This window comes from Nocardia sp. NBC_01388, assembly GCF_045040085.1.
Classification (GTDB): Bacteria; Actinomycetota; Actinomycetes; order Mycobacteriales; family Mycobacteriaceae; genus Nocardia.
The window spans coordinates 4,288,728-4,311,502 of sequence record NZ_CP109553.1 but is presented as its reverse complement, the minus strand read 5'-3'; the positions used below and the strand labels follow the sequence as shown (position 1 = coordinate 4,311,502).

The window sequence follows — 22,775 nt, the reverse complement described above, 5'->3', positions numbered from 1 at the left end:
GTCGGTCCCCGATCGTGCCGTGCCGGGCACAGCGGGTCCCGGCTGGTGGTCGTCGATTGCGTGTCCGAGGGTACCGTTCTCAGGTCCGCGATCCGCAGCCCACTCACCGCCGAGGAGACCGTCATCACCGCCAGCAGCAGTGCGCGCAGGCCGAAGACCGTGCGGGAGCTCGGGGAGTTCGGGCTGATCGCGCGGATGAATGCCGGGCGGATCCAGGCGCCGAATGTGCTGCTCGGGCCGGGGGACGATGCGGCCGTGGTGGCGGCACCGGCCGGTCGGTTCGTGGTGACCACCGACATGCTGGTGCAGGACCGGCACTTCCGGCTGGACTGGTCGAGCGCGCACGATATCGGGCGCAAGGCCATCGCCCAGAATGCCGCGGATGTGGTGGCCATGGGCGCCACGCCGAGCGCCTTCGTGGTGTCGTTCGGCTGCCCCTCGGACACGCCCGTCGACTTCGTCACCGAACTCGCGGACGGGATGTGGGCCGAGGCGGAGCGGGCGGGTGCGTCGATCGCCGGCGGCGATGTGGTGCGCAGCCCGCTGCTGGTGATTTCGGTGACCGCCTTCGGTGATCCGGGGGAGCGCGAGCCGATTCTCAAGTCCGGCGCCCGGCCCGGTGATATCGCGGCGGTGTCCGGACTGCTGGGATGGTCGGGTGCGGGTTATGCGGTGCTCGCCGCGGGCCACTCCGCCGCGGATTCCGCGTCCTTCGCGGATGTGGTTGCCGTGCACCGGGTTCCGCAGCCGCCGTACGCGGCCGTCCTGGACCTGCCGCAGTCGGCGGTCATCACCGCCCTCACCGATGTCTCCGACGGCCTGCTCGCCGATATGGGACATATCGCCGAATCTTCCGGTGTAGCCATCGATCTCGACTCCGCCGCTCTGCACGATCCGGTGCTGGAGTCGATTGCCGCCACGCTCGGCGCGGAGGCGCTCGACTGGGTTCTGGCGGGCGGCGAGGATCATGCGTTCGCCGCGACTTTCGCCGCCTCCGGCGATGTGCCCGCAGGTTGGCGGCCTGTCGGACGAGTTGTTGCCGGGTCCGGAGTGACCGTCGACGGCATCGCCCGAAACGGACCTACCGGTTGGGAATCCTTCGCATAGGTGGGCGGGGTTCCGCCCGGAATCGGGTCACGATAAGTTTTCCCGACATGGGCGCCAAACCACTGTCGGAGGTCATGGATTCGGGCTGGGCCGAGGCCCTCGAACCAGTGACCGATCGCATCGCCGAGATGGGCGAATTCCTTCGAATCGAAAACGCCGAGGGGCGTGGCTATCTCCCCAAGGGGGAGAACGTGCTGCGCGCATTCCAGCGGCCGTTCGACAAAGTGCGGGTGCTGGTCGTCGGCCAGGATCCGTATCCGACCCCGGGCCATGCCATGGGATTGAGTTTCTCGGTGGCGCCGGATGTTTCGCCGGTGCCGCGCAGTCTCGGCAATATCTTCTCCGAGTACACCAAGGATCTGGAATACCCGACGCCGTCCTGCGGTGATCTGTCGCCGTGGTCGGATCAGGGTGTGCTCATGCTGAACCGAGTGCTGACCGTGCAGCCGGGTCAGGCGGCCTCGCATCGCGGTAAAGGCTGGGAAGCGGTGACCGAGCAGGCGATTCGCGCATTGGTCGCCCGTGACCAGCCGCTCGTCGCGATTCTGTGGGGCCGGGACGCCTCTACTTTGAAGCCGATGCTGGGGTCTACTCCGTTCATCGAATCCGCCCATCCGTCACCGCTGTCCGCCTCGCGCGGATTCTTCGGATCGAGGCCGTTCTCACGAACCAACGAATTGCTGGGTACATTGGGTGCCGCGCCGGTGGACTGGCGTCTGCCCTAAGCGCGAATCCGTTGATCCGATTCAGGAGCATGTGTATGCAGAAGAAGACTGCCCGTGGCGTTTTCGCCGTTCTCGCCGCGGGCGCCGCGCTGGCCGCTCCGGCGGTCGCGAATGCCGAGCCGCTGACGCTGGAACCGGCTCCGGCCGCAACCACCACGACGACGACCAATTCGACGCCGGTGGCCAGCCTGTTCGATACCAATAGCGCCACCTCGATGTCGTCTCAGGTGACCTCGCAGACGGCATGCATGTTCCAGTCGATCAGCCAGCAGGTGGATTGCTTCACCGGCAATCGCTGATTCAGCTCGACCGCCCGCGGCGCACCATGCGCACTTCGATTGCGGGCGTGAAGGCTTCGACTCGGCGGGTGCCGTCGAGTTCGAAGCCGTATTTGCGGTAGAAGGCCCGGGCACGCGGATTCTCCTCGAACACCCAGAGGGAGGTATCGGCGTCCTGGGCCAGTACCTTCTCCATCAGTTCGTGCGCCACGCCCGTGCCGTACCAGGCGGCGCGCACGTACATGGCGCTGAGTTCCCGCTCGGCGGTGGGTGATTCATCCCTGTTCGGGCCGCTGCTGGCGAATCCGACCACAGCGTTGTCCGCGACCGCGACCACGATTGTCCCCGCGTATTCGACGCGGATCCGTTCCCACTGCTGCGCCCGGCGGTCGACGTCGAAGGCGGCGTGCACGTGTGCGGGGACCAGATCCTGGTACGCCTCTCGCCAGCAGGCGATATGGCATTCGGCCATGCTGTAGGTGTGTTCGGGTCCCAGCGGAACCACCTGCCACTCAGCCATTTCAGCCCTTCCCGCCTACCCGGTCGCCGGATGCCCCGTGCACAGCAAAAACCCCGGACGACCCATTCTGGGTGCCGGGGCTTTTGTTCGAAAGCTGTTTAAATCAGCGCGTGACCTTGCCGGCCTTGAGGCAGGAGGTGCACACGTTCATACGCCGGGTGTTGCCGGGGGCAACCTGGGCGCGGACGGTCTGGATGTTCGGATTCCAACGACGGTTGGTGCGCCGGTGCGAATGCGAAACCGACTTACCGAAGCCGGGGCCCTTGGCGCAGACGTCGCAGACGGCAGCCATAGTCGCGAGCTCCTTCATGTCATGTTCGGACGCTGCTCGAATAAACAGCGAGTCCGGAAACGTAATGTCTGGGGACGTGCCTGCCAGCGAATCGCTAGCGAACGCGTTTCTGATACCTGATAAGGATCAGTGCCCGCGTCGGGCAACCGCACAAGAGTAACCGCCCCCCAACTGCCATGTCCAATTGCCCCCCGTTCGGCGCTGGGTGAACACGGGCGAACGGCAGGTGACGGCGGGGTGTCGGTGTTCCCGACTAGGCTGGCGGCCGGATCGTAAGGTCGGGAAATGCGGCGGAAGGACGGTGACGGTGCCCGCGGTTGGGGACGTGCTCGACGGTGCTGCGCTGCTGCGCTGGGGGCAGGGCTGCCTACACGCCCTGGAACGCCACCGTGACGAGATCAACGCGCTGAACGTATTCCCGGTCGCCGACTCCGACACCGGCACCAATCTCTTCAGCACCATGCGCGCCGCCGTGCGCGCGGCCGAATCCCTCGCCGCCGACCGGTCCCGCGGCGGCGACCGGTCAGCGGCCGACCAGGCTGTGGGCGAGACCACGTCAGTTGTGGCAGGTCGGCGCGCCGAACGGGATTCCGGCGTCGTGAGTGCACCGAATTCGGATGCCGAGAGCGCTGAGCAGGTCAGGTCCGCCGATGCGGTACTGAATGCGCGGTTGTCGGCGCAGGAGGTTGCCGGAGCCATGGCTCGGGCGGCGACGATCGGGGCGCGAGGCAATTCGGGAATCATCTTGTCGCAGGTGCTGCGTGGCGTGGCCGAGGCGGTGTGTGACGGGCCGCTCGATGAACAGACATTGCGGGAAGGGCTGCGGCGAGCGGCGCTGCTGGTGCGGGAGGCGCTGAGTTCTCCGGTCGAGGGGACCATGCTCACCGTGCTCGATTGTGCGGCCGAGCGCGCTGCCGACTGCTCGGAGCGCACGCTGGTCGCGGTGGCGCTGGCGGCGGCTGACGGTGCGGCCAAGGCGCTCGGGGAGACGCCGGGGCAGCTCGGAGTATTGCGGCAGGCCGGGGTTGTGGACGCGGGCGCGCGGGGACTGCTGGTCCTCTTGGACGAGTTGGTGACCACGACCGGTGGGCAGCCGGTGGCCCGGCCCGCATATGTGAGGAATGGCGAGCGCGGGGCGCGCCCCGGGGATGGCATGAGTGGGATGGTCGCCGACTCGACCCGTGCAACGACCACGAATGCGGACGGTGGTGCCGCCGGCGCGACCTGGAGCGTGGGGACAGCGGCCGGTGCGAGTGCCGCGACGGCAGGTGCGGCGGCCGCGCATGCGCAGAATGCCGGTGGGGCGATGGGGGCCCCGAATGCGTTGGGGCCGAGCGGGATCGGGGTGCGGGGCGGCGGTCCCGGAGGTGGCGAGCATGAGACGGTGGAGGGGTTCGGTGGGGGGTATGCGCCGCAGTATGAGGTGATGTATCTGCTGAGTGGGACCGATGAGCAGCGGGTTGCCCGGTTGCGGGAACAGCTTGACGGGCTGGGGGATTCGGTTGTCGTCGTGGGGGACGGGGGCGGGATCTGGTCGGCGCATGTGCACTGTGCGGATGCGGGGGCGGCGGTGGAGGCCGGGCTGGCGGCGGGGTGGGTGAGCGGGATTCGGATCGAGACGCTGGCGGTGTCGGCGCATGCGCCGGGCGGGCCGGGCGAGCGGGGAATTCTCGCGGTGGCCTCGGGGGCGGGGGCGGTGCGCCTGTTCGAGGATGCGGGGGCCGAGGTGCTCGAGGGGGAGGTGACGGCCCAGGCGCTGCTGGCCGGGATTCGGCGACTGCCCCATCGTGAGGTGCTGGTGCTGCCGAACGGCGCCCTGCCCGCACACGAGTTGATGGCGGTGAGTGTGGCCGCGCGCGACGGGAATCGCGATGTGCTCATGCTGCCGAGCGCCTCGATGGTGCAGGGGCTGGCGGCGCTGTCCATGCACGACGGTGGGCGGATCGCGGCCGACGATGTCTTCGCCATGTCCGAGGCGGCCGCCGGAACCCGCTGGGGCGCTTTGCGAATCGCGCCGGAGCGCGCGCTCACGATTGTCGGCACCTGCGAGGCGGGTGACGGGCTGGGGCTCGTCGGGCACGATGTCGTGGTCATCGATTCGGATGTGGCCTCCGCGGGATGCACCCTGCTGGACCGAATGCTCGGTCTCGGTGGGGAATTGGTGACCATGCTCATCGGTGCGGAAGCGCCGCAGGGACTTTCGGAAGAATTGGCCGAGCACGTCGGCGCCACGTTCCCGGGTGTCGAGGTGGTGGTGTATCCCGGTGGTCAGGCCGGTGATCTGGTGCAGATCGGGGTGGAATAGGTGGCGACACTGGGTGATCGGCTCGACCATGTGCTCGGCGTGAAGGCCGCCGAACCGCTGGCCGAGGCGTTCGATATGAGCACCGTCGAGGACCTGCTACGGCACTATCCGCTGCGCTATGCCACGCAGGGGCAGCCGCTCACCGAGGAGGCGCCGGAGGAGGGCCAGCACATCACGGTCATGGGCCGGGTCACCAAAACCGACCTGCGCCCCATGAAGAATCGGCGCGGCAGCCTGCTGAAGGTGAGCCTGGACACCGGCTCCGCGAAGCCGATCGAGGTCACCTTCTTCAATGGCGACAAGGTCCGCCACCTCGTGAAGGAGGGGGTGCGCGCCATGATGTCCGGCACCGTGCACTGGTGGCGCCCGGACCGCTGGAACCTCTCGCATCCGGACTATCTGATCCTGCCCGACAAGGGCGACGGCTCGGTCGAGAGCCTCACCTCGGTGCGCGGCGGCGGCGCCCTGCGCGGCCTGGCGCAGAGCGCGAAAGGCGCCGGGGGCGTGGATATCTCGTTCTTCGAGCGGGAGTTCATCCCGGTGTACCCGGCCACCGCCAAGGTGCAGAGCTGGGATCTGCTGCGCTGTGTGCGGCAGGTGCTCGATCAGCTCGACCCCATAGAGGATCCGCTGCCCGAGGACCTGCGCGCCGAACATGGACTGGTGCCGGTCTCCGACGCGCTGCGGCTCATCCACCTACCCGAGAGCAAGTCCGATATCGAAGAGGCCAGGGGCCGGCTGCGTTTCGACGAAGCCCTGGCCCTGCAACTGGTGCTGGCCGAGCGCCGGCATCAGGCGGAGGGTCGCACCGCGAAGGCGAGCCTGCCGCGCACCGACGGCATTGCCGCGGCCTTCGACAAGCGACTGCCGTTCGAGCTGACCGAGGGTCAGCAGACCGTCATCGAGGAGATCTCCGCCGATCTGTCGCGCACCCATCCCATGCACCGGCTGCTGCAGGGCGAGGTGGGTTCCGGCAAGACCATCGTCTCCCTGCTCGCCATGCTGCAGGTGGTCGACAACGGTCAGCAGTGCGCGCTGCTCGCTCCGACGGAAGTCCTTGCCTCCCAGCACTATCGGTCGCTGAAGAATATGCTCGGTGATCTCGGCAATGCCGGTGAACTGGGTGCGTCCGATATCGCCACCAAGGTGGTGCTGGTGACCGGCTCCATGTCGGTGGGCCAGAAGCGGGCCGCGCTGCTGGACGCCGTCACCGGTGAGGCGGGCATCCTCATCGGCACGCACGCCCTCATCCAGGATTCGGTGGAGTTCTTCGACCTCGGCATGGTGGTGGTCGACGAACAGCACCGCTTCGGCGTGGAACAGCGAGATGCCCTGCGCGCCAAGGCCAAGAACGGCATCAGTCCGCATCTGCTGGTCATGACCGCCACCCCCATTCCGCGCACCATCGCCATGACCACCCTCGGCGACCTGGAGACCTCCACCCTCACCCAGCTGCCGAGCGGCCGCTCACCCATCACCTCGAAGGTGGTGCCCGCCAAGGCGAAACCGTCCTGGGTGGATCGCGCGTGGGAGCGCATCCACGAGGAGGTGCAGGCGGGCCGCCAGGCGTACGTGGTGTGCTCCCGCATCGGTGACGAGGAGGAGAACGGCAAGACCAAGGGCCGCAAGGCGAAATCCGAGGAAGAGAAGGAAGGCCCCACCACCCACTCCGCCGTCGACATCTACGAGATGCTCAGCACCGGCGCGCTGAAGGATCTGCGCATCGGCCTGCTGCACGGCCGTCTCCCCTCGGACGAGAAGGACCGCGTCATGCGGGCTTTCAACGATGCCGAGATCGATGTGCTGGTCTGCACCACCGTCGTCGAAGTCGGCGTGGACGTCCCGAACGCGACCGTCATGGTGATCGTGGACGCCGACCGCTTCGGCGTGAGTCAGCTGCATCAGCTCCGCGGCCGTGTCGGCCGCGGCAAACATCCGGGCCTCTGCCTGCTCATTACCGAATCCGGCCCCGTGGGAACGGCAATGGCCCGCCTGGAAGCGGTGGCCGGCACCACCGACGGCTTCGAACTGGCAGTCCTGGACCTGCGCCAGCGCCGCGAAGGCGACGTCCTCGGCTCCGCCCAATCCGGCACCGCCCGCAGCCTCCGCCTCCTGTCGCTCCTGGACGACCTCGAAGTAATCACCGCCGCACAGCAATTGGCCCGCGAGGTAGTCACCGCCGACCCCGGCCTGCAAAAACACCCCGGCCTGGCCAGCATGATGACCGCCGCCGTAGACGGCGAACGCCTGGAGTATCTGGCCAAGTCCTAACCCGCCGCAGTTGGTGCCGACTGCGCCTGCCGACCGGCAGGACGCTGCGGCGAGTGGGCCCTCATGGTGGCGACACGCCGGAAACGCCACCGCGAGCGCCCACTCGGCGAGAGGCAGGCGACGTGCCCGGCGCGGCGTCTTTTCGCACTTCCCTCTACGGAACAGGCTGTCTCTCAGCCGAACAGCGCTTAGAAGTGTTGTTCGATCTGGAGGCCGGCTGTTCGGTGTAGGGGCGGGCTGTGCGATTGTCGTGGTGCGGCGGACTACTGGGGGAGGCGGGGGTAGGGGAGGTCGCTGCTGGTGTTTTCGGTGATGGCCAGGGGGCGGCCTATTTGGGGGAAGGCGCGCTGGGAGCAGCTGGGGCGTTCGCAGACCTTGCAGCCGGCGCCGATGGGGATGGCCGTGGTGGGGTCTTCGAGTTGCAGGCCGCGGGAGTAGGCGAGGCGGTCGGCGTATTCGATATCGCAGCCCAGGCCGATGGCGAATTCTTTTCCGGCGGTGCCGAATCCGGTCGGGGTGGGGGTGGTGGTGCGGGCGATCCACAGGTAGCGGCGGCCGTCGGGCATGGCGGCGACCTGGGTCAGCATGCGGCCGGGGTGGGCGAAGGCCTCGTGCACCACCCAGAGCGGGCAGCTGCCGCCGACTCTGGAGAAATGGAATGCGGTGGCGGACTGGCGTTTCGAGATGTTTCCGGCGCGGTCGGTGCGGACCAGAAAGAAGGGCACCCCGCGCTGGCCCTGCCGCTGAAGAGTGCTGAGCCGATGGCAGATGGTTTCGAAGCCGACCTCGAAACGCAGGCTGAGCAGGTCGATATCGTAATGTAGCTCTTCGGCCGAACGCAGGAATTTGCTGTACGGCAGCACCAGTGCGCCGGCGAAGTAGTTGGCCAGCCCGACACGAGCGAGGGTGCGGGATTCTCCTGCGAGCGAAGGGGTTTCGTCCAGCACCTCGTCGAGCAGATTGCCGTGCAACAGGAATGCGAGGGTGGACGCGATCTGGAAGGCGCGCTGCCCCGGCCGGAGTCTTCGGGCGAGCGTGAGCGTGCGGGTTTCCGGTTCGTAGTGGCGTTTGGGCACATTCGGGTCGGCCCCGTCGCCACGCACCAGGACGGTGACGCCCGCGCGCTCCTCGGCCACCCGCGCCAGCTGCCGGTCCAGCGAGCCGATGGTGAGCCCGCAGTCGTCGAACAATCGCTCGGCCGCGAGGTCCAGCTGGGCAATGTGATTGTGATGGTCGTAGAAGAAGTCGCGCACGTCCTCGTACGGCATCGGCACGCCCGGAGCGCCGGTCGGCGTGGCGACCTTGGCGGAGAGCAGATCCAGTTGATCGGTGGCCGCCCGTAGTCGGCGGTGCATGGCCACAACGATTTTCGAGACCTCCGGCATGCGGGTCGCCAAATCCTCGACCTCGGCGACCGGCGCGGCATTGCCGCCCGCGGCCTCCACCAGAATCTCGTGTAGGTCCGAGACGAGGCGGGCATCGGAATCCGCGGCGAAGAACTGCACATCCAGATCGAAGGTGGAGTTCAGTTTGAGCAGCACCGGAATGGTCAGTGGCCGCTGATCTCGCTCGAGCTGGTTGAGGTAGCTGGGCGAGAGATCCAGGGATTTGGCCAAGGCCGCCTGGGTCATCCGCCGTTCCTCGCGCAACCGTCGTAGTCGGGCACCCGCATACATCTTGCGCACAATGCGAGATGCTACCGATCAGGCTTTGCAATCATCGCAATATGGAGGTACTTGTCCGCATTTCTTATTGCTGCATGGGATTTCGCGGTCGCGCTCCGACTGCGTAGCATGCGAATTCGGCAATTCGGGCCGTTGTCCACCGCGGCCTCATCGTACGCGGGCCCCGCGTTCGCCGCGGCTGAACCGCAGGCCGATGCGGTAGCGCGAGCGGCCGTTTCAGGTCAGCAACACGTGAACCTGAAGTTCGCCGACGAGGAAGCCGAGCGCCGCGCCGATAGCCACCAGTTTCCACTCGTCCTGTTTGAACGCGGGGCGCAGCAGGCCCTCGTACTCGTCGTCGCTGAGTTGCTCGGTCTTCTCGATGACCAGGCTGCGCACGTCCAGGGCCTCGATGGCATGCCGGTCGAAGCCCGAATTCGCCGCGGCCCGCACGTGATCGAGTACGAAGGTCACGGCATCGCGCTGCAGGGCGGTGTAGCTCTCGCGCGCGACCATGAGCATGAGCGGTTTGGCCGGGCCGGTTTGCAGGTCGAGGAATTCGGTGATGTGATGATCGAGGATCGAAGCCAACCGGTCGGCCCGCTCTCCGTTGAGCACCGCCTCCAGAATGCGTGCGGGGGTGAGGATTTCGGTTGCGATGAGATCGCCGTAGTCAGTGCAGACCTCGTCGCGGCGCTTGTGGAACAGGCCCTGCCAGCGCAGCGGTCCGATACCGACCGGACGGATCGGCCGGAAGATCATCTGCAGGGCCAGCCAGTCGGTGACCAATCCGGTGAAACCGCCGAAAGCGGGCATGAGCCAGGAGGAATGGGTGAACGCCCAGGTGATCATCTGCACAAAACCGAGCACCGTGCCGAAGATCAGCCCCGAGCGCACGATGAACCGCAGTTCATTGCGGCCGACCCGGCGCACCATCTCCACCAGCAGCGACTTATCGTCCACCAGCGCGCTGATGGCCATCCCGCGCAGATCCATCACCTGATCGAGATTGGTGCGCAGATCGACGACGATATCCGCGATGAGCTGCGGCAGATCCCGTTGTGCGCGTTCGATGATGGCGCGCCGGCCCGCCTCCGGCATGTTCACCCACAGCCGTGGCTGATACTTCATCATCATCTCGCGCACCATGTAGTCCACGCCCGCGTTCAGGGGTTCGCGCAGGCGGGTGGTCAGTTCGGCGATATCGATGCGGGCGATGATGTCCTGTGGATCGATGAGCTTGCCGAACATGAGGTCGACCGCGATGGTCGCCATGCGCGGCGCGGAGCGCGGAATGACGCCCTGCCAGCCCAACCACGGTGGGATGCCGCGGAATTCGAGCGGATACATGAGCATCTGCACGGCGACGATTTTGGTCACCCAGCCGATGAGCGCGGCGACGAGCGGAATCGAACAGTACAGCAGCCAGTGGTCGGCGAAATCCGCGATCACGACGGTTCAGACTCCTCGGTGCGACTATTCGAATAGAATGATTCGGTTATTCGTATCGAGAGGCTAGGAGACGCACGTGCCCGCTGGCAAGACGGAGAGCTCGCCGCCTACCCAGCGCGTCATCTCCATCGTGGAACTGCTCGCGGCACAGCAGCACACCCTCACCTCCGCCGAAATCGCCGACAGTCTCGATCTCAACCGTTCCACCGCCGGGGCGATTCTGTCCGCGCTCGCCGAACGCGGGTGGGTGCGGCGGCTGCCCGATCTGACCTACCAACTCGGCCCGGCCGTCGCCGCGCTCGGCCGGCGGGTCGCCGATTCCCGTGGTGATCGGATCTGGCTGAACGAAGAATTGGAGCGACTGGCCGCGCGGGTCGACTGCGGCGCCGCGCTGACCGCTGTCGCCGGTGAACGCATCGAGTTCGTCGCGGTGACCCGTGATCGGCTCACCGTGGGTATCGAAGCCGGTGCGCGCATCCCCCTGCGGGCGCCCGCGGGCGCGGCGATCATCGCCCACTCCAGCGCTGCGCGCCAACAGGATTGGCTGCAGACTCGCGGACCCGAACGCCGCGAGGAATACCGGGACGTGCTGTCCACCCTGCGCACCACCGGCAATTGCGCCTGGCGGCTGGAACCCGACAGCATGCCCACCGTCCGGGTGCTCTCCGAGGTCGCCGATCACCTCGCCGATCACCCCGCGAGCAAGGATCTGCGCGGCCGGGTGCTCGCCCAGCTCGGCACCATTATCGGCAGCGCCTACGACCAGGCGACGCTCGACGCGGAGATCCCGCTGCCGATCAGCTATATGAGCGCACCGGTATTCGGCGGCGGCGGCCGTGCGGTCATGGAACTCCAGATCGGCCCGCTCCGAATGGATGTCACCCGCGACGAGCGCCGCCGCTACCTCGCCGAACTGGCCACCGCCGCCCGCCGCATCGGCGACGGTGTCAACAGTAAGAACCACGCCGGCACCTGATCGCTAGGTCGGAGCGGCCACGCCGAATCGGATTCCCCTGGCCTCCTTGCCTATCGAGGTGAGGAAGATGACGGCCACCAGGACCGGGATGATGGTCGCGGCGAGGGCGAAGGGGTAGCCGTGTGATTCGGCGAGGCGTTCCTGGATGGGCAGATTCAGCGAGGCCAGCAGGTTGCCGAGCTGGTAGGTGACGCCGGGGTAGAAACCGCGGATCGCGTCGGGTGACATCTCGGTGAGATGGGCGGGGATGACGCCCCAGGCGCCCTGCACCATGAGCTGCATCAGGAACGCACCGAGGCAGAGCATGGCCGCGGTGTGCGAGTAGGCCCACAGCGGCACGATCGGCAATCCGAGCAGAGCGCAGAAAATGATGGTGTAGCGGCGGCCGTACCGCTGCGACAACGTGCCGAAGACCAGGCCGCCGATGATCGCGCCGATGTTGTAGATCACCGCGATCCATTTGGCGGTGACGGTCGAGAGCCCCGCACCGCCGTGCTGGGTGGCCGAGAGGAAGGTCGGATACACGTCCTGGGTGCCGTGGCTCATCCAGTTGAACGCTGTCATGAGCAGCACCAGATAGATGAAGCGGCGCACGATGACCGGGTTGGTCACGATGTCGCGGAACGAGGTCGTGGTGACGCGCAGCTTCTCCTGCGCGGCCTCCCACACCTCGGACTCACGCACCCGGGTGCGCAGAATCAGGATGATGAGCGCGGGAATGATCGACAGCGCGAACAGCCAGCGCCACGACAGGCCGAGCCAATTCGACACCAGCAGTGAGGCGAGCGAGGCCAGCAGGTACCCGAACGAGTAGCCCTCCTGCAGCAATCCGGAGAAGAACCCGCGCCGCTCCGCCGGAATCTTCTCCATGGCCAGCGCCGCGCCGAGACCCCACTCACCGCCCATGCCGATCCCGTAGAGCATGCGCAGAATCACCAGCACGGTGAAGTTCGGCGCGAATGCGCAGAGGAAGCCGACCACCGAGTACACGGCCACATTCACCATGAGGGGAACGCGCCGCCCGATCCGGTCGGCCCACAATCCGAAGAGCAGCGCCCCCACCGGACGCATGATGAGCGTGGCCGTGGTGATGAAGGCGACCTCACCCTTGGACTTGCCGAAACTCGTGGCGATATCGGCGTAGACGAAGATCACGATGAAGTAGTCGAAGGCGTCCATGGTCCAGCCGAGCTGGGCGGCGATGAACGAATTACGTTGGTCCGCAGTGAGTTTTGTCCTCGGTACCGTCGTCATGATTCCCCTTGTCATCCGCCGACCACGCCTCGGCGACAAGAACCCGACCGGTTCGGAAATCACCCGAGACAGCAAGCGCATCCATACTGGCCCGTTCCCGCCGATCTTGTCGGACCTTCGCCGACATTCCAGGTCAGCACGGTGTGCCCGCGGCGAAAAGAGCCCGCAGCCGGATGACTGCGGGCCCTTTTCGGTGGGTCGGACTATGGGCGAATCAGCGCACCGCGCGGGCCGCTTCGACCAGATTGCGGAGTGAGGCTTCGACCTCGGCGGGGCCGCGGGTCTTGAGACCGCAGTCCGGGTTCACCCAGAGGCGTTCCGCGGGAACCGCTTTCAGGGCCTCGCGCAGGGAGGTGGTGATTTCATCGACCTCCGGGACGCGCGGGGAATGGATGTCGTAGACGCCGGGGCCGACACCGAGGGCGAAGCCGGCGGCATTGAGATCGTCGAGAACCTCCATATGCGAGCGGGCCGCCTCGATGGAGGTGACGTCGGCGTCGAGCGCGGCGATGGCCCCGATGACCTCGCCGAACTCGGAATAGCAGAGGTGCGTGTGGATCTGGGTGGCATCCGAGACGCCGGAGGTGGCGAGCCGGAAGGCGGCGACCGCCCACGCCAGATACTGCTGCTTGGCATCGGCGCGCAGCGGCAGCAGCTCGCGCAGGGCGGGCTCGTCGACCTGGATGACCCGGATGCCCGCCGCCTGCAGATCCACCGTCTCGTCACGAATCGCGAGCGCCACCTGGCGGGCGGTGTCCTCGATCGGCTGGTCGTCGCGCACGAACGACCACGCGAGAATGGTCACCGGACCGGTCAGCATGCCCTTGACCGGCTTATCGGTGAGCGACTGCGCGTATTCGATCCACTCGACCGTCATCGGATTCGGGCGTGTCACATCGCCGTACAGGATCGGCGGGCGCACGCAGCGGGTGCCGTAGGACTGCACCCAGGCGTTCGCGGTGGCGTGGAAGCCTGTCAACTGTTCGGCGAAGTACTGCACCATGTCATTGCGCTCCGGCTCGCCGTGCACCAGCACGTCCAGGCCCAGCTTCTCCTGTAGCGCAATGACATCGGCGATCTCGGCGCGCATGCGATCGCGGTACTGTTCGGCCGTGATCGTGCCCTTGGTGAAGGCGGCGCGGTCCTTGCGGATCGCGGTCGTCTGCGGATAGGAGCCGATCGTGGTGGTCGGCAGCAGCGGCAGATGCAGCCGTTCCTGCTGCAGCACACGGCGATCCGCGGCCGGAGCGCGGTGGGTGGCGGACTCGCCGAGCGCGCTGAGGCGGGCTCGCACGGTGTCATTGCGCAATCGGGGGTCGGTGGCGCGGGCGGCGAGAGCCGCACGGGCAGCGGCCAATTCGCCGGACACGGCCTCGGTGCCCTCGTGCAGTGCGGTGGCCAGCAGGCGCACCTCGGCGACCTTCTCGGCGCCGAATGCGAGCCACGAGCGCAGCGCCGCATCGATATCGGTTTCCGCCGCAAGCGAATACGGCACATGCAGCAGCGAGCACGAGGTCGACACCACCAGCGCGCCGGTGCTGCCGAGCAGCGTGCCCAGCACGGCGAGCGCGCGATCGGCATCGGTGCGCCACACATTGCGGCCGTCCACCACACCGGCCACGACCAGCTTGCCCGCGAGCGCCGGGATCGCCGCAATGGCATCCACGGTGGCCCCGGTGGTGAGATCCAGGGCTATGCCTTCGACCCCGGTCGCCGCCAGCACCCGCAGAGCCGTACCGGGACGGCCGAAGTAGGTGGCCACCAGCACGGCGGGCCGATCGGCGAGCGCCGACAGCTCCTCGTACACCCGGCTCGCGACGGCGAGCTCGGCCTCGGTCAGATCGGTGACCAGCACCGGCTCATCGAGCTGCACCCACTGCGCGCCCGCCGCGGCGAGCGCGCCCAGCAGCTCGGCGTACAGCGGCAGCAGGGCGTCGATGCGCCGCAGCGGATCGCCCTCGGCATCCTTGGCCAGCTTCAGGAAGGTGAGCGGTCCGATGACCACCGGACGGGCGGGCACACCGAGCTCCTGCGCCTCGCGCAGCTCGGCGAGGATCTTCGCCGCGTTCAGCGTGAACTCGGTGTGCGCGCCGAACTCCGGCACCAGGTAGTGGTAGTTGGTGTCGAACCACTTGGTCATTTCCAGGGGTTCGACCGAATCATTGCCGCGTGCGGCCGCGAAGTAGCGATCCAGCGGATCGGCGATACCGGCGACCCGCGGCGGCAGTGCGCCGAACATGGCCGCGGTATCCAGCATCTGGTCGTAATAGGAGAAGGTGCCGACCGGAATCGAATCCAGTCCGGCCGCGACGAGCTCGGTGAGCTGGGCCCGGCGCAGTTCCGCGGCGACCGCGTGCAGTTCGTCCGCGCCGCTGCGCCCGGCCCAGTAGGACTCGGTCGCGCGCTTGAGCTCACGGTTCGGCCCGATCCGGGGCAGGCCGAGAACTGTTGCGGTGAAAGGGGAATTGTTGGTCACGGCTGTGCTCCAAGTGTTCCATTGCCACTGGTCGACGCCACAGGTGAGCACGAACGCTGGAGTCCCCGAGGGCGCCGTCGACGCGGCGTGCGGGAAATCCGGTCCGTCCACCCAGTCCACGAGGCGGAGACCGCCGGATACGGCGTATCCGGCGCATTCGGCAGGTCTTCGGACTCGCAGGCACCGGCCTCTCGGCCGACCTAGTGGCCGTCGCTTCCCAGGGATGAACCCAGTGCTTCTGACGGCGGTCGTTCCTGCATACCGCTGCGGGACAGTGCCGGATTCTCACCAGCTTCCCTCTCACCTCTCCACTCGAATCGAGTGGAGCGGCTTCGACGCGCGGCGCGAGGGGCGGAGGCTTCCGGCACCTGCACCGGGCGAACCGATTGCACTGTGAGCATATCGGCTCTGTCGAGCCGCCCGGCGCGGGGCGACGGTCCGCTGTTACCGGTGGGTAAATCGATGCGGCTCTGCGGGGCGGCTCTTCACTGCCTTCGGTTAGCAAGGAAGCGAACCCGGACGGCTCTGACCCGTGGACCTCACAGAAACGCATGTTGCCAGGTGATGAACACAAATTCGCAACCGACCGGTCTGTGACTGTGAAGATTGCTGCGAAGATGACTTCGATGCCCGCCGGGCATACCGGGGCAGGTACCTTAGGCGAATGTTCTCCAAAGTCCTGGTCGCCAACCGCGGCGAGATCGCCATTCGCGCATTCCGCGCGGCCTACGAACTCGGCATCGGCACTGTCGCGGTGTTTCCGCACGAGGACCGCAACTCGGTCCATCGTTTGAAGGCCGACGAGGCGTACCAGATCGGGGAGCCCGGACATCCGGTACGGGCGTACCTGTCCATTGCGGAGATCATCAGTGCGGCCAAGTCCGCCGGCGCCGATGCCATCTATCCCGGTTACGGATTTCTTTCCGAGAACCCGGATTTGGCGGCAGCCTGTGCGGCGGAGGGCATCACCTTCGTCGGGCCGTCGGCGCATGTGCTCGAGTTGACCGGTAACAAGGCGCGGGCGATCGCCGCCGCCAAGGCTGCCGGACTGCCGGTGCTCGCCTCCAGTGAGCCGTCCTCGGATGTGGACGAATTGGTCGCCGCTGCCGAGAGCATGCACTTCCCGCTCTTCGTGAAGGCTGTCGCCGGTGGTGGCGGGCGCGGTATGCGCCGGGTCGCCGACAAGGCGCAGTTGCGTGAGGCCATCGAAGCCGCCGCACGTGAGGCGGAGTCGGCGTTCGGCGATGCGACGGTGTTCCTCGAGCAAGCGGTGATCAATCCCCGCCATATCGAGGTGCAGATCCTCGCCGACCAGCAGGGCAATGTCATCCATCTGTACGAGCGGGACTGCTCGTTGCAGCGGCGGCATCAGAAGGTGATCGAGATGGCGCCCGCGCCGAATCTGGATCCCGCACTGCGGGCACGGATTTGCGCCGACGCGGTGGCGTTCGCCAAGGAGATCGACTACAGCTGCGCGGGCACTGTGGAGTTCCTTCTCGATGAGCGTGGCAATCATGTTTTCATCGAGATGAATCCGCGTATTCAGGTGGAGCACACGGTGACCGAAGAGATCACCGATGTGGATCTGGTGCAGTCGCAGATGCGGATCGCGGCGGGGGAGACCCTGGAAGATCTTGGGCTGAGCCAGGATTCGATCGTCATCCGCGGCGCGGCCCTGCAGTGCCGCATCACCACCGAGGACCCGGCCAACGGGTTCCGTCCCGATACCGGCCGTATTACCGGATACCGCAGCCCCGGTGGCGCGGGCGTCCGCCTGGACGGCGGTACCAATGTCGGCGCCGAGGTCGGTGCGTACTTCGACTCCATGCTGGTGAAGCTCACCTGCCGTGGCCGCGACTTCCAGACCGCCATGGCCCGCGCCCGGCGTTCGGTGGCCGAGTTCCGTATTCGTGGCGTCACGACCAATATTCCGTTCCTGCTGGCGGTGCTCGACGACCCGGACTTCCGGGCCGGACGCGTCACCACCTCGTTCATCGATGAGCGCCCGCAGCTGCTGACGCTGAAGAGCTCCGCCGACCGCGGCACCAAGATCCTGAACTACCTGGCCGACGTCACGGTGAACAAGCCGCACGGCACCCGGCCGACCAAGCTGTACCCGCACGACAAACTGCCCCCCATCGACACCACCGTGCCGCCGCCGGCCGGATCCCGGCAGCGACTGCTGGAACTGGGGCCGGAAGGGTTCGCCCGGGCACTGCGTGCGCAGCAGGGGGTGGCGGTCACCGATACCACCTTCCGTGACGCGCACCAGTCGCTGCTGGCCACCCGGGTGCGGACCAATGGCCTGCTGGATGTAGCGGGGCATGTCGCGCGCTTGACGCCGGAGCTGCTGTCCATCGAATGCTGGGGTGGCGCAACCTATGACGTGGCGCTGCGGTTCCTGTACGAGGACCCGTGGGAGCGTCTCGCCGCATTGCGTGAGGCCGTCCCCAATATCAATCTGCAGATGCTGCTGCGCGGTCGTAATACCGTCGGCTACACGCCGTACCCCGAAAAGGTCACGCGCGCTTTCGTTTCCGAAGCCACCGCGACGGGCATCGACATCTTCCGCATCTTCGACGCGCTCAACAATGTCGATCAGATGCGCCCGGCGATCGACGCGGTATGCGAAACCGGCACTGCCGTAGCGGAAGTCGCCATGAGCTACACCGGCGACCTGTCCGATCCGAACGAGAACCTCTACACCCTCGACTACTATCTCAAGCTCGCCGAGCAGATCGTCGAGGCCGGGGCGCACATCATCGGTATCAAGGACATGGCGGGCCTGCTGCGTGCACCGGCCGCCGCGACCCTGGTGACCGCGCTGCGGCGGGAATTCGACCTGCCGGTCCATGTGCACACCCACGACACCCCGGGCGGCCAGCTGGCCACCTATCTGTCGGCCTGGCAGGCCGGAGCGGACGCTGTCGACGGTGCGAGTGCGCCGATGGCCGGTACGACCAGTCAGCCCGCGCTGTCGGCAATCGTTGCGGCAGCGGCGAATTCACCGCACGACACCGGGTTGAGCCTGCAGAACGTGTGCGATCTCGAGCCGTACTGGGAGTCGCTGCGCAAGGTGTACGGGCCGTTCGAATCCGGACTGCCGGGCCCGACGGGCCGCGTGTACACCCACGAGATTCCGGGCGGTCAGCTGTCGAACCTGCGGCAGCAGGCCATCGCATTGGGTCTGGGCGATCAATTCGAGGAGGTCGAAGCCAAATACGCTGCGGCCGACCGTCTTCTGGGCCGTCTGGTGAAGGTCACCCCGTCTTCGAAGGTCGTCGGCGATCTGGCCCTCGCCCTGGTCGGCAGCGGCGTCGATGTCGAGGACTTCGCTTCCGATCCGGGCCGCTACGACATTCCGGATTCGGTAATCGGTTTCCTGCGTGGTGAACTCGGCACTCCGGCCGGTGGCTGGCCCGAGCCGTTCCGCACCCGCGCGCTCGCGGGCCGTGGCCCGGCCAAGCCGGAAACCCAGCTCACCGCTGCCGACGAAGCGGGCCTCGCCGGCAGCTCCGAAGAGCGGCGCGGGACGCTGAACCGGCTGCTGTTCCCCGCCCCGACCGCCGAATTCCTCGCGCACCGTGAGAAGTTCGGCGACACCACCGGCCTGTCCGCCAACCAGTTCTTCTACGGCCTCCGCCACGACGAAGAACATCGCGTCCAGCTGGACAAGGGCGTCACCCTGCTCATCGGCCTCGAAGCCATCTCCGAGCCCGACGAGCGCGGTATGCGTACGGTCATGTGCATCCTCAACGGCCAGCTCCGGCCGATCACCGTGCGGGACCGCTCCATCGCCAGTGAGGTCCCGACCGCCGAGAAGGCCGACAAGAACAATGCCGGTCATATCGCCGCGCCGTTCGCCGGCGTGGTCACCCTCGCTGTCTCCGAAGGTGATTCGGTCACGGCGGGCGACACCATCGGCACCATCGAGGCCATGAAGATGGAAGCCGCCATCACCGCCCCGCGGGCCGGCACGGTGCGCCGGGTCGCCATCAGCAAGGTCCAGCAGGTCGAAGGCGGGGATCTGCTGGTGGACGTGAACATCACCGAGACAGCGGCCGAATGACCCGGATCATCGGAGGCACCGCGGGCGGACGCCGACTACGCGTCCCGCCCGCGGGCACCCGCCCCACCTCGGACCGCGTCCGCGAGGCGCTCTTCAATGTGCTCGTGTCCCGCATGGATTTCGACGACATCCGCGTCCTGGACCTGTACGCCGGCTCCGGCGCGCTCGGACTGGAAGCCCTGTCCCGTGGCGCATCCCACGCCCTGCTGGTCGAAGCCGACCGCAAGGCCGCCACCGTGATTCGCGGCAATATGACCGACCTCGGTCTCCCCGGCGCGGACCTGCGCGCCAATACGGTCGCCGCCCTGCTCGGTCGCAGCGCAGTGGGCGTCGGCGCATCCTCACCGGCAGGCGGCCCCTACGACCTGGTCTTCTCCGACCCGCCCTACGACCTCGACGTCGCCGAGGTGGAGGACGACCTGCGCGCCCTCGTGGAAGGCGGCTGGCTGCATCCCGAAGCCCTCGTCGTCGTGGAACGCTCCACCCGTTCCCCCGAATTGAAATGGCCTGAGGGCTTCACACCCCTGAAATCCCGCACCTATGGCGAAACCCGCCTGGATCTCGCCGAATACGAGCCGTAAACAAGATCACCAGGAATTGACGGCGGCATTGCGTGAGTAGCCGCCGCGTCAGTTCCTGGTCGACGGCCATCACCGGCTCCGATCAGCCATGACGGACATGTCGTTTTTGGCGGGCGCTCGTAGTGGCGTTTCGCGGGTGTCAGCCGGTGCGGGCGCCTACTCCGGCGGCGAGTCCGCAGGGGTGGGGACGGGCGCGCTGCGGTAGCGTGCGGCCATGGCTGGAGCACTCTGCCCGGGGTCGTTCGACCCGGTGACCAATGGACATCTCGATGTGATCACGCGAGCGGCCGCGCAGTTCGATGAAGTTGTCGTGACAGTGACGATCAACCCGAACAAGAAGGGCATGTTCACCGTCGAGGAGCGGATGGAGATGATCCGGGAGGTCACCTCCGAACTGCCCAATGTGCGGGTGGAATCGTGGCAGGGCCTGACGGTGGATTTCGCTCGGGCACAGGGGATCACCGCGATCGTGAAGGGTCTGCGCGACGCCACCGACTTCGGGTACGAGATGCAGATGGCGCAGATGAACCGGAAGCTGTCGGGGGTCGACACCTTCTTCATCATCACCAACCCGCAGTACGGCTTCGTCTCCAGCTCGCTGGTGAAGGAGGTCGCCTCCTACGGCGGCGATATCGCGGATCTGCTGCCGCCGGCCGTGCACAAGCGGCTGCTCGAGCGTATTGGCGAACGCCGCGGCTGAACCGCACGGGCGTCCCCATCGCCCGCGCGGTCCTACTGCGTCGTGGCCCGCTGGAACTGGCTGTGCGGTATGTGCCCGACCAATTACGCGTGCGGGCCCGAACCGCCGTTCACGGTGACGCGCGCGAACCGAATGGCGTGATCTGCTTTCGCCCCGTCGTGCTCGTTCACGACGGGGCGAACCAGTAGCGATGGACGCGTCCACACCCAGTGCCTCACAGCGGGCGTACCAGGGCCTGGCGCGGTTCCGGGGCGGGTGCGGGTTCGATGCGGCCGTCGGCGCGCACCGAGCGCCCGCGGGCCAGGGCGGCGCGCAGGCGGCGGCCCGCCGCATCACCCTGCAGCTCGTTCCAGGTCCAGCGGACCACCTGGAAACCCAAGGCGCGCAGATAGTTCTCGCGGATCTGCTCGCGGCGGACGACATCGGCAGCGGTCTGACCGTGCCGCAGTAGTCGGCCGTACCGGATCGGCCCGTCGAATTCGCAGAGCACGCCCGCGCCCTCGTAGTAGAAGTCGACGCGGCCCACGAACCGGCCGTCGGGGGTCAGCACATTGCCCTGCGAGCGCGGGACGGGCAGACGCATACGGTGCAGCATCACCCGGCTCAGCGATTCGCCGATGCTCTGACTGCGCCCGTCCACCAGGGCGACCACCTCTTTGGCCTGCATGATGCCGTGCCGGCATTTGGCCTGCGCCAGTTCGGCTGTCAGCTCGGATGCGGTGATTCCGAAGGCTCCGGTGAGGGCGTCGCAGGCGACCACGGCCGCATCGAACGGCAGCGTGAGCGCCAGATCGACCACGGTGCGGGCGGGCGTGGTGACCAGCAGGCCGTCCACCTCCACCGCCGAATCTATGGGGGAGCCATACACTTTCGCGTACGGCCGAACGCGGCCGCCGCCACGGCGATTGCGGGTCACGCAGACTCGGTCCAGGGGTGTGCGCCAGAGGGTGGTGCCGTACAGGACGGCCGCCGACTGATGGCTCACCACAGTTGCTTCGGCCATCTCCGGCAGCACCGCTTCGATCAGCAGCCGATGCCGGTCCCGCCAGTTGCGCATCGCCGCGCCGGGCGCGGGCGCACCGCACCCCTCGAGCAGTCTGCGCGCCAATCTTTGCGGCGCACACTGGCGTCGGGAGCCGGCCTCCACTGCCTCACCACTCTGTCGATCAGGAGTCACTCGCCCTCCTTACGTGGACGCCCCCGCCGCCAACTGTGCTGAACACATGATCTGTCGACCCGGCCCAGCGGACGTTGCACACCGGGCCCGCGCGTATCCCGCCGTCCCCCAAGGCATCCATGCGATCGCCGCATCTTCGGAACCCCTTTCATTCGGTCGATGCTTGCTTTGACGCAGACACGCCCGAAGCGGTTCCCTACCTCCGGAAACAGCGAATCCTCGCACCCCCCGCCGGATTTCGGCCCGGTCGGCGAATGCGAGGATTCGGAAAGCTGGAATCAGAACACGCGGGAAATCAGAACACCCAGAGACGCAGCGTCAGGAAGCGGAAGGTGCCCACCGCCGCCGTGATCGCCAGTACCGCGGCGGCTTCCGCGAATCCGCCGAGCCCCGGTGCGGTATTGGTCAGGATCGCGAGCCCGCCCGAGGTGATGGCCAGACCCGCCAGTGCCAGCCCGCCGCCCTCGATCTGCGCGGTATGCCAGCGCACCCGCCCGGCCGCGTGGAAGGTCAGCCGCCGATGCAGTTCATTGGCTATCGCGGTGCTCACGATCGAGCCGGTCAGATTGGCAAGCTGTGGTCCCTCGCCGTAGAAGGCCAGGAACAGCAGCAGGTAGCCGACATTGCTGAGTCCGCCGACGAGTGCGAATCGAATGAGCTGGGCGAGGGCGTGGTCGCTGCGCAACCAGTCGCCGAGCTGTGCGGTCCAGCGTACGCCGGCTGTCCGGACGGCCTCGGTACCGGTGGCCACGGCTTCGGTCCCGTACGCGATCGCCTCGGTTCCGTATGAGTATGCGTCGGTGAGACCGGGGACGGGTGTCGCGCCCCGCTGCGGGATGTCCAGCACAGCCATGGTCTTTTCCCTCGAACACGTCGGGGTGCTCCGTTGCCCCGACCCAACACTTTTCTGCTACCTGAATTTAACATC

17 protein-coding genes and 1 riboswitch are annotated in these 22,775 nt (G+C 67.2%); of the genes, 9 read left to right on the top strand and 8 right to left on the bottom strand.

Annotation, left to right across the window (positions count from 1 at the left end; translation table 11 throughout):
- The first annotated feature begins 195 nt into the window (after positions 1-195).
- From OG716_RS21275 to OG716_RS21265, 3 genes are read left to right on the top strand one after another with little or no spacing between them, the layout of a single operon-like run.
- Complete coding sequence (locus OG716_RS21275) at positions 196-1,107, top strand: thiamine-phosphate kinase (RefSeq protein ID WP_405139818.1); 912 nt, start codon at positions 196-198, stop codon at positions 1,105-1,107.
- A gap of 47 nt (positions 1,108-1,154) precedes the next feature.
- Entirely contained in the window at positions 1,155-1,832 is a 678-nt protein-coding gene (locus OG716_RS21270) for a uracil-DNA glycosylase (protein WP_355123747.1), read from the top strand.
- Between the two features lie 35 nt (positions 1,833-1,867).
- On the top strand, positions 1,868-2,131 hold the full coding sequence (locus OG716_RS21265) for a hypothetical protein (protein ID WP_355123749.1): 264 nt from the start codon (positions 1,868-1,870) through the stop codon (positions 2,129-2,131).
- 1 nt (position 2,132) lies between these two features.
- Here the strand turns inward: OG716_RS21265 and OG716_RS21260 are convergent, their stop codons facing one another.
- Together OG716_RS21260 and rpmB are read right to left on the bottom strand one after the other, a co-directional pair.
- Entirely contained in the window at positions 2,133-2,630 is a 498-nt protein-coding gene (locus OG716_RS21260; protein ID WP_405139234.1) for a GNAT family N-acetyltransferase, read from the bottom strand.
- A 103-nt stretch (positions 2,631-2,733) separates the two neighbouring features.
- Entirely contained in the window at positions 2,734-2,922 is a 189-nt protein-coding gene (rpmB, locus tag OG716_RS21255; protein ID WP_209889521.1) for a 50S ribosomal protein L28, read from the bottom strand.
- 307 nt (positions 2,923-3,229) lie between these two features.
- Here rpmB and OG716_RS21250 point away from each other — a divergent pair, with 307 nt between their 5' ends.
- Complete coding sequence (locus tag OG716_RS21250; protein ID WP_405139232.1) at positions 3,230-5,227, top strand: DAK2 domain-containing protein; 1,998 nt, start codon at positions 3,230-3,232, stop codon at positions 5,225-5,227.
- Complete coding sequence (gene recG / locus OG716_RS21245) at positions 5,228-7,498, top strand: ATP-dependent DNA helicase RecG (protein WP_405139230.1); 2,271 nt, start codon at positions 5,228-5,230, stop codon at positions 7,496-7,498.
- Positions 7,499-7,761: 263 nt separating this feature from the next.
- On the opposite strand, the gene OG716_RS21240 is transcribed toward recG, so the two are convergent.
- Together OG716_RS21240 and OG716_RS21235 are read right to left on the bottom strand one after the other, a co-directional pair.
- The gene (locus OG716_RS21240; RefSeq protein WP_405139228.1) at positions 7,762-9,183 is read right to left on the bottom strand and encodes a short-chain fatty acyl-CoA regulator family protein; all 1,422 of its coding nucleotides are present in this window, start codon (positions 9,181-9,183) and stop codon (positions 7,762-7,764) included.
- A 216-nt stretch (positions 9,184-9,399) separates the two neighbouring features.
- Complete coding sequence (locus OG716_RS21235) at positions 9,400-10,614, bottom strand: DUF445 family protein (protein WP_405139226.1); 1,215 nt, start codon at positions 10,612-10,614, stop codon at positions 9,400-9,402.
- Positions 10,615-10,690: 76 nt separating this feature from the next.
- On the opposite strand from OG716_RS21235, the gene OG716_RS21230 reads away from it, so the two are divergent.
- Positions 10,691-11,590 carry a helix-turn-helix domain-containing protein gene (locus tag OG716_RS21230; RefSeq protein ID WP_405139224.1) on the top strand — a complete coding sequence of 300 codons (900 nt, stop codon included), beginning with the start codon at positions 10,691-10,693 and terminating at the stop codon, positions 11,588-11,590.
- Positions 11,591-11,593: 3 nt separating this feature from the next.
- Here the strand turns inward: OG716_RS21230 and OG716_RS21225 are convergent, their stop codons facing one another.
- Entirely contained in the window at positions 11,594-12,844 is a 1,251-nt protein-coding gene (locus tag OG716_RS21225; protein WP_405139222.1) for an MFS transporter, read from the bottom strand.
- Between the two features lie 214 nt (positions 12,845-13,058).
- A complete protein-coding gene (gene metE, locus OG716_RS21220) occupies positions 13,059-15,320 on the bottom strand; it encodes a 5-methyltetrahydropteroyltriglutamate--homocysteine S-methyltransferase (RefSeq protein WP_405139220.1) in 2,262 nt (753 codons plus the stop codon).
- Positions 15,321-15,461: 141 nt separating this feature from the next.
- Positions 15,462-15,657: riboswitch (cobalamin riboswitch) on the bottom strand.
- A gap of 327 nt (positions 15,658-15,984) precedes the next feature.
- On the opposite strand from metE, the gene OG716_RS21215 reads away from it, so the two are divergent.
- The 3 genes from OG716_RS21215 to coaD all read left to right on the top strand — a co-directional run bounded on the left by OG716_RS21215 (position 15,985) and on the right by coaD (position 20,670).
- Positions 15,985-19,389 (top strand): pyruvate carboxylase, encoded by a 3,405-nt coding sequence (locus OG716_RS21215; RefSeq protein WP_405139218.1) that lies wholly within the window; start codon positions 15,985-15,987, stop codon positions 19,387-19,389.
- Positions 19,386-19,970, top strand: a complete 585-nt coding sequence (gene rsmD / locus OG716_RS21210) for a 16S rRNA (guanine(966)-N(2))-methyltransferase RsmD (protein WP_405139216.1) — start codon at positions 19,386-19,388, stop codon at positions 19,968-19,970. The genes OG716_RS21215 and rsmD overlap by 4 nt, the downstream gene beginning before the upstream one ends.
- 214 nt (positions 19,971-20,184) lie before the next feature.
- On the top strand, positions 20,185-20,670 hold the full coding sequence (coaD, locus tag OG716_RS21205; protein ID WP_405139214.1) for a pantetheine-phosphate adenylyltransferase: 486 nt from the start codon (positions 20,185-20,187) through the stop codon (positions 20,668-20,670).
- Positions 20,671-20,884: 214 nt separating this feature from the next.
- On the opposite strand, the gene OG716_RS21200 is transcribed toward coaD, so the two are convergent.
- Both OG716_RS21200 and OG716_RS21195 read right to left on the bottom strand, forming a co-directional pair.
- Positions 20,885-21,847, bottom strand: a complete 963-nt coding sequence (locus OG716_RS21200; protein WP_405139212.1) for a hypothetical protein — start codon at positions 21,845-21,847, stop codon at positions 20,885-20,887.
- Positions 21,848-22,142: 295 nt separating this feature from the next.
- On the bottom strand, positions 22,143-22,700 hold the full coding sequence (locus OG716_RS21195; RefSeq protein ID WP_405139210.1) for a GtrA family protein: 558 nt from the start codon (positions 22,698-22,700) through the stop codon (positions 22,143-22,145).
- Positions 22,701-22,775 lie beyond the last annotated feature (75 nt).

Excerpts from the sequence above, each read along its gene's own strand:
- OG716_RS21275 (WP_405139818.1), top strand. The coding sequence starts at position 196 with ATGAATGCCGGGCGGATCCAGGCGCCGAATGTGCTGCTCGGGCCGGGG.
- OG716_RS21270 (WP_355123747.1), top strand. The coding sequence starts at position 1,155 with ATGGGCGCCAAACCACTGTCGGAGGTCATGGATTCGGGCTGGGCCGAG.
- OG716_RS21265 (WP_355123749.1), top strand. The coding sequence starts at position 1,868 with ATGCAGAAGAAGACTGCCCGTGGCGTTTTCGCCGTTCTCGCCGCGGGC.
- OG716_RS21260 (WP_405139234.1), bottom strand. The coding sequence starts at position 2,630 with ATGGCTGAGTGGCAGGTGGTTCCGCTGGGACCCGAACACACCTACAGC.
- rpmB (WP_209889521.1), bottom strand. The coding sequence starts at position 2,922 with ATGGCTGCCGTCTGCGACGTCTGCGCCAAGGGCCCCGGCTTCGGTAAG.
- OG716_RS21225 (WP_405139222.1), bottom strand. The coding sequence starts at position 12,844 with ATGACGACGGTACCGAGGACAAAACTCACTGCGGACCAACGTAATTCG.
- OG716_RS21215 (WP_405139218.1), top strand. The coding sequence starts at position 15,985 with ATGTTCTCCAAAGTCCTGGTCGCCAACCGCGGCGAGATCGCCATTCGC.
- rsmD (WP_405139216.1), top strand. The coding sequence starts at position 19,386 with ATGACCCGGATCATCGGAGGCACCGCGGGCGGACGCCGACTACGCGTC.
- coaD (WP_405139214.1), top strand. The coding sequence starts at position 20,185 with ATGGCTGGAGCACTCTGCCCGGGGTCGTTCGACCCGGTGACCAATGGA.
- OG716_RS21195 (WP_405139210.1), bottom strand. The coding sequence starts at position 22,700 with ATGGCTGTGCTGGACATCCCGCAGCGGGGCGCGACACCCGTCCCCGGT.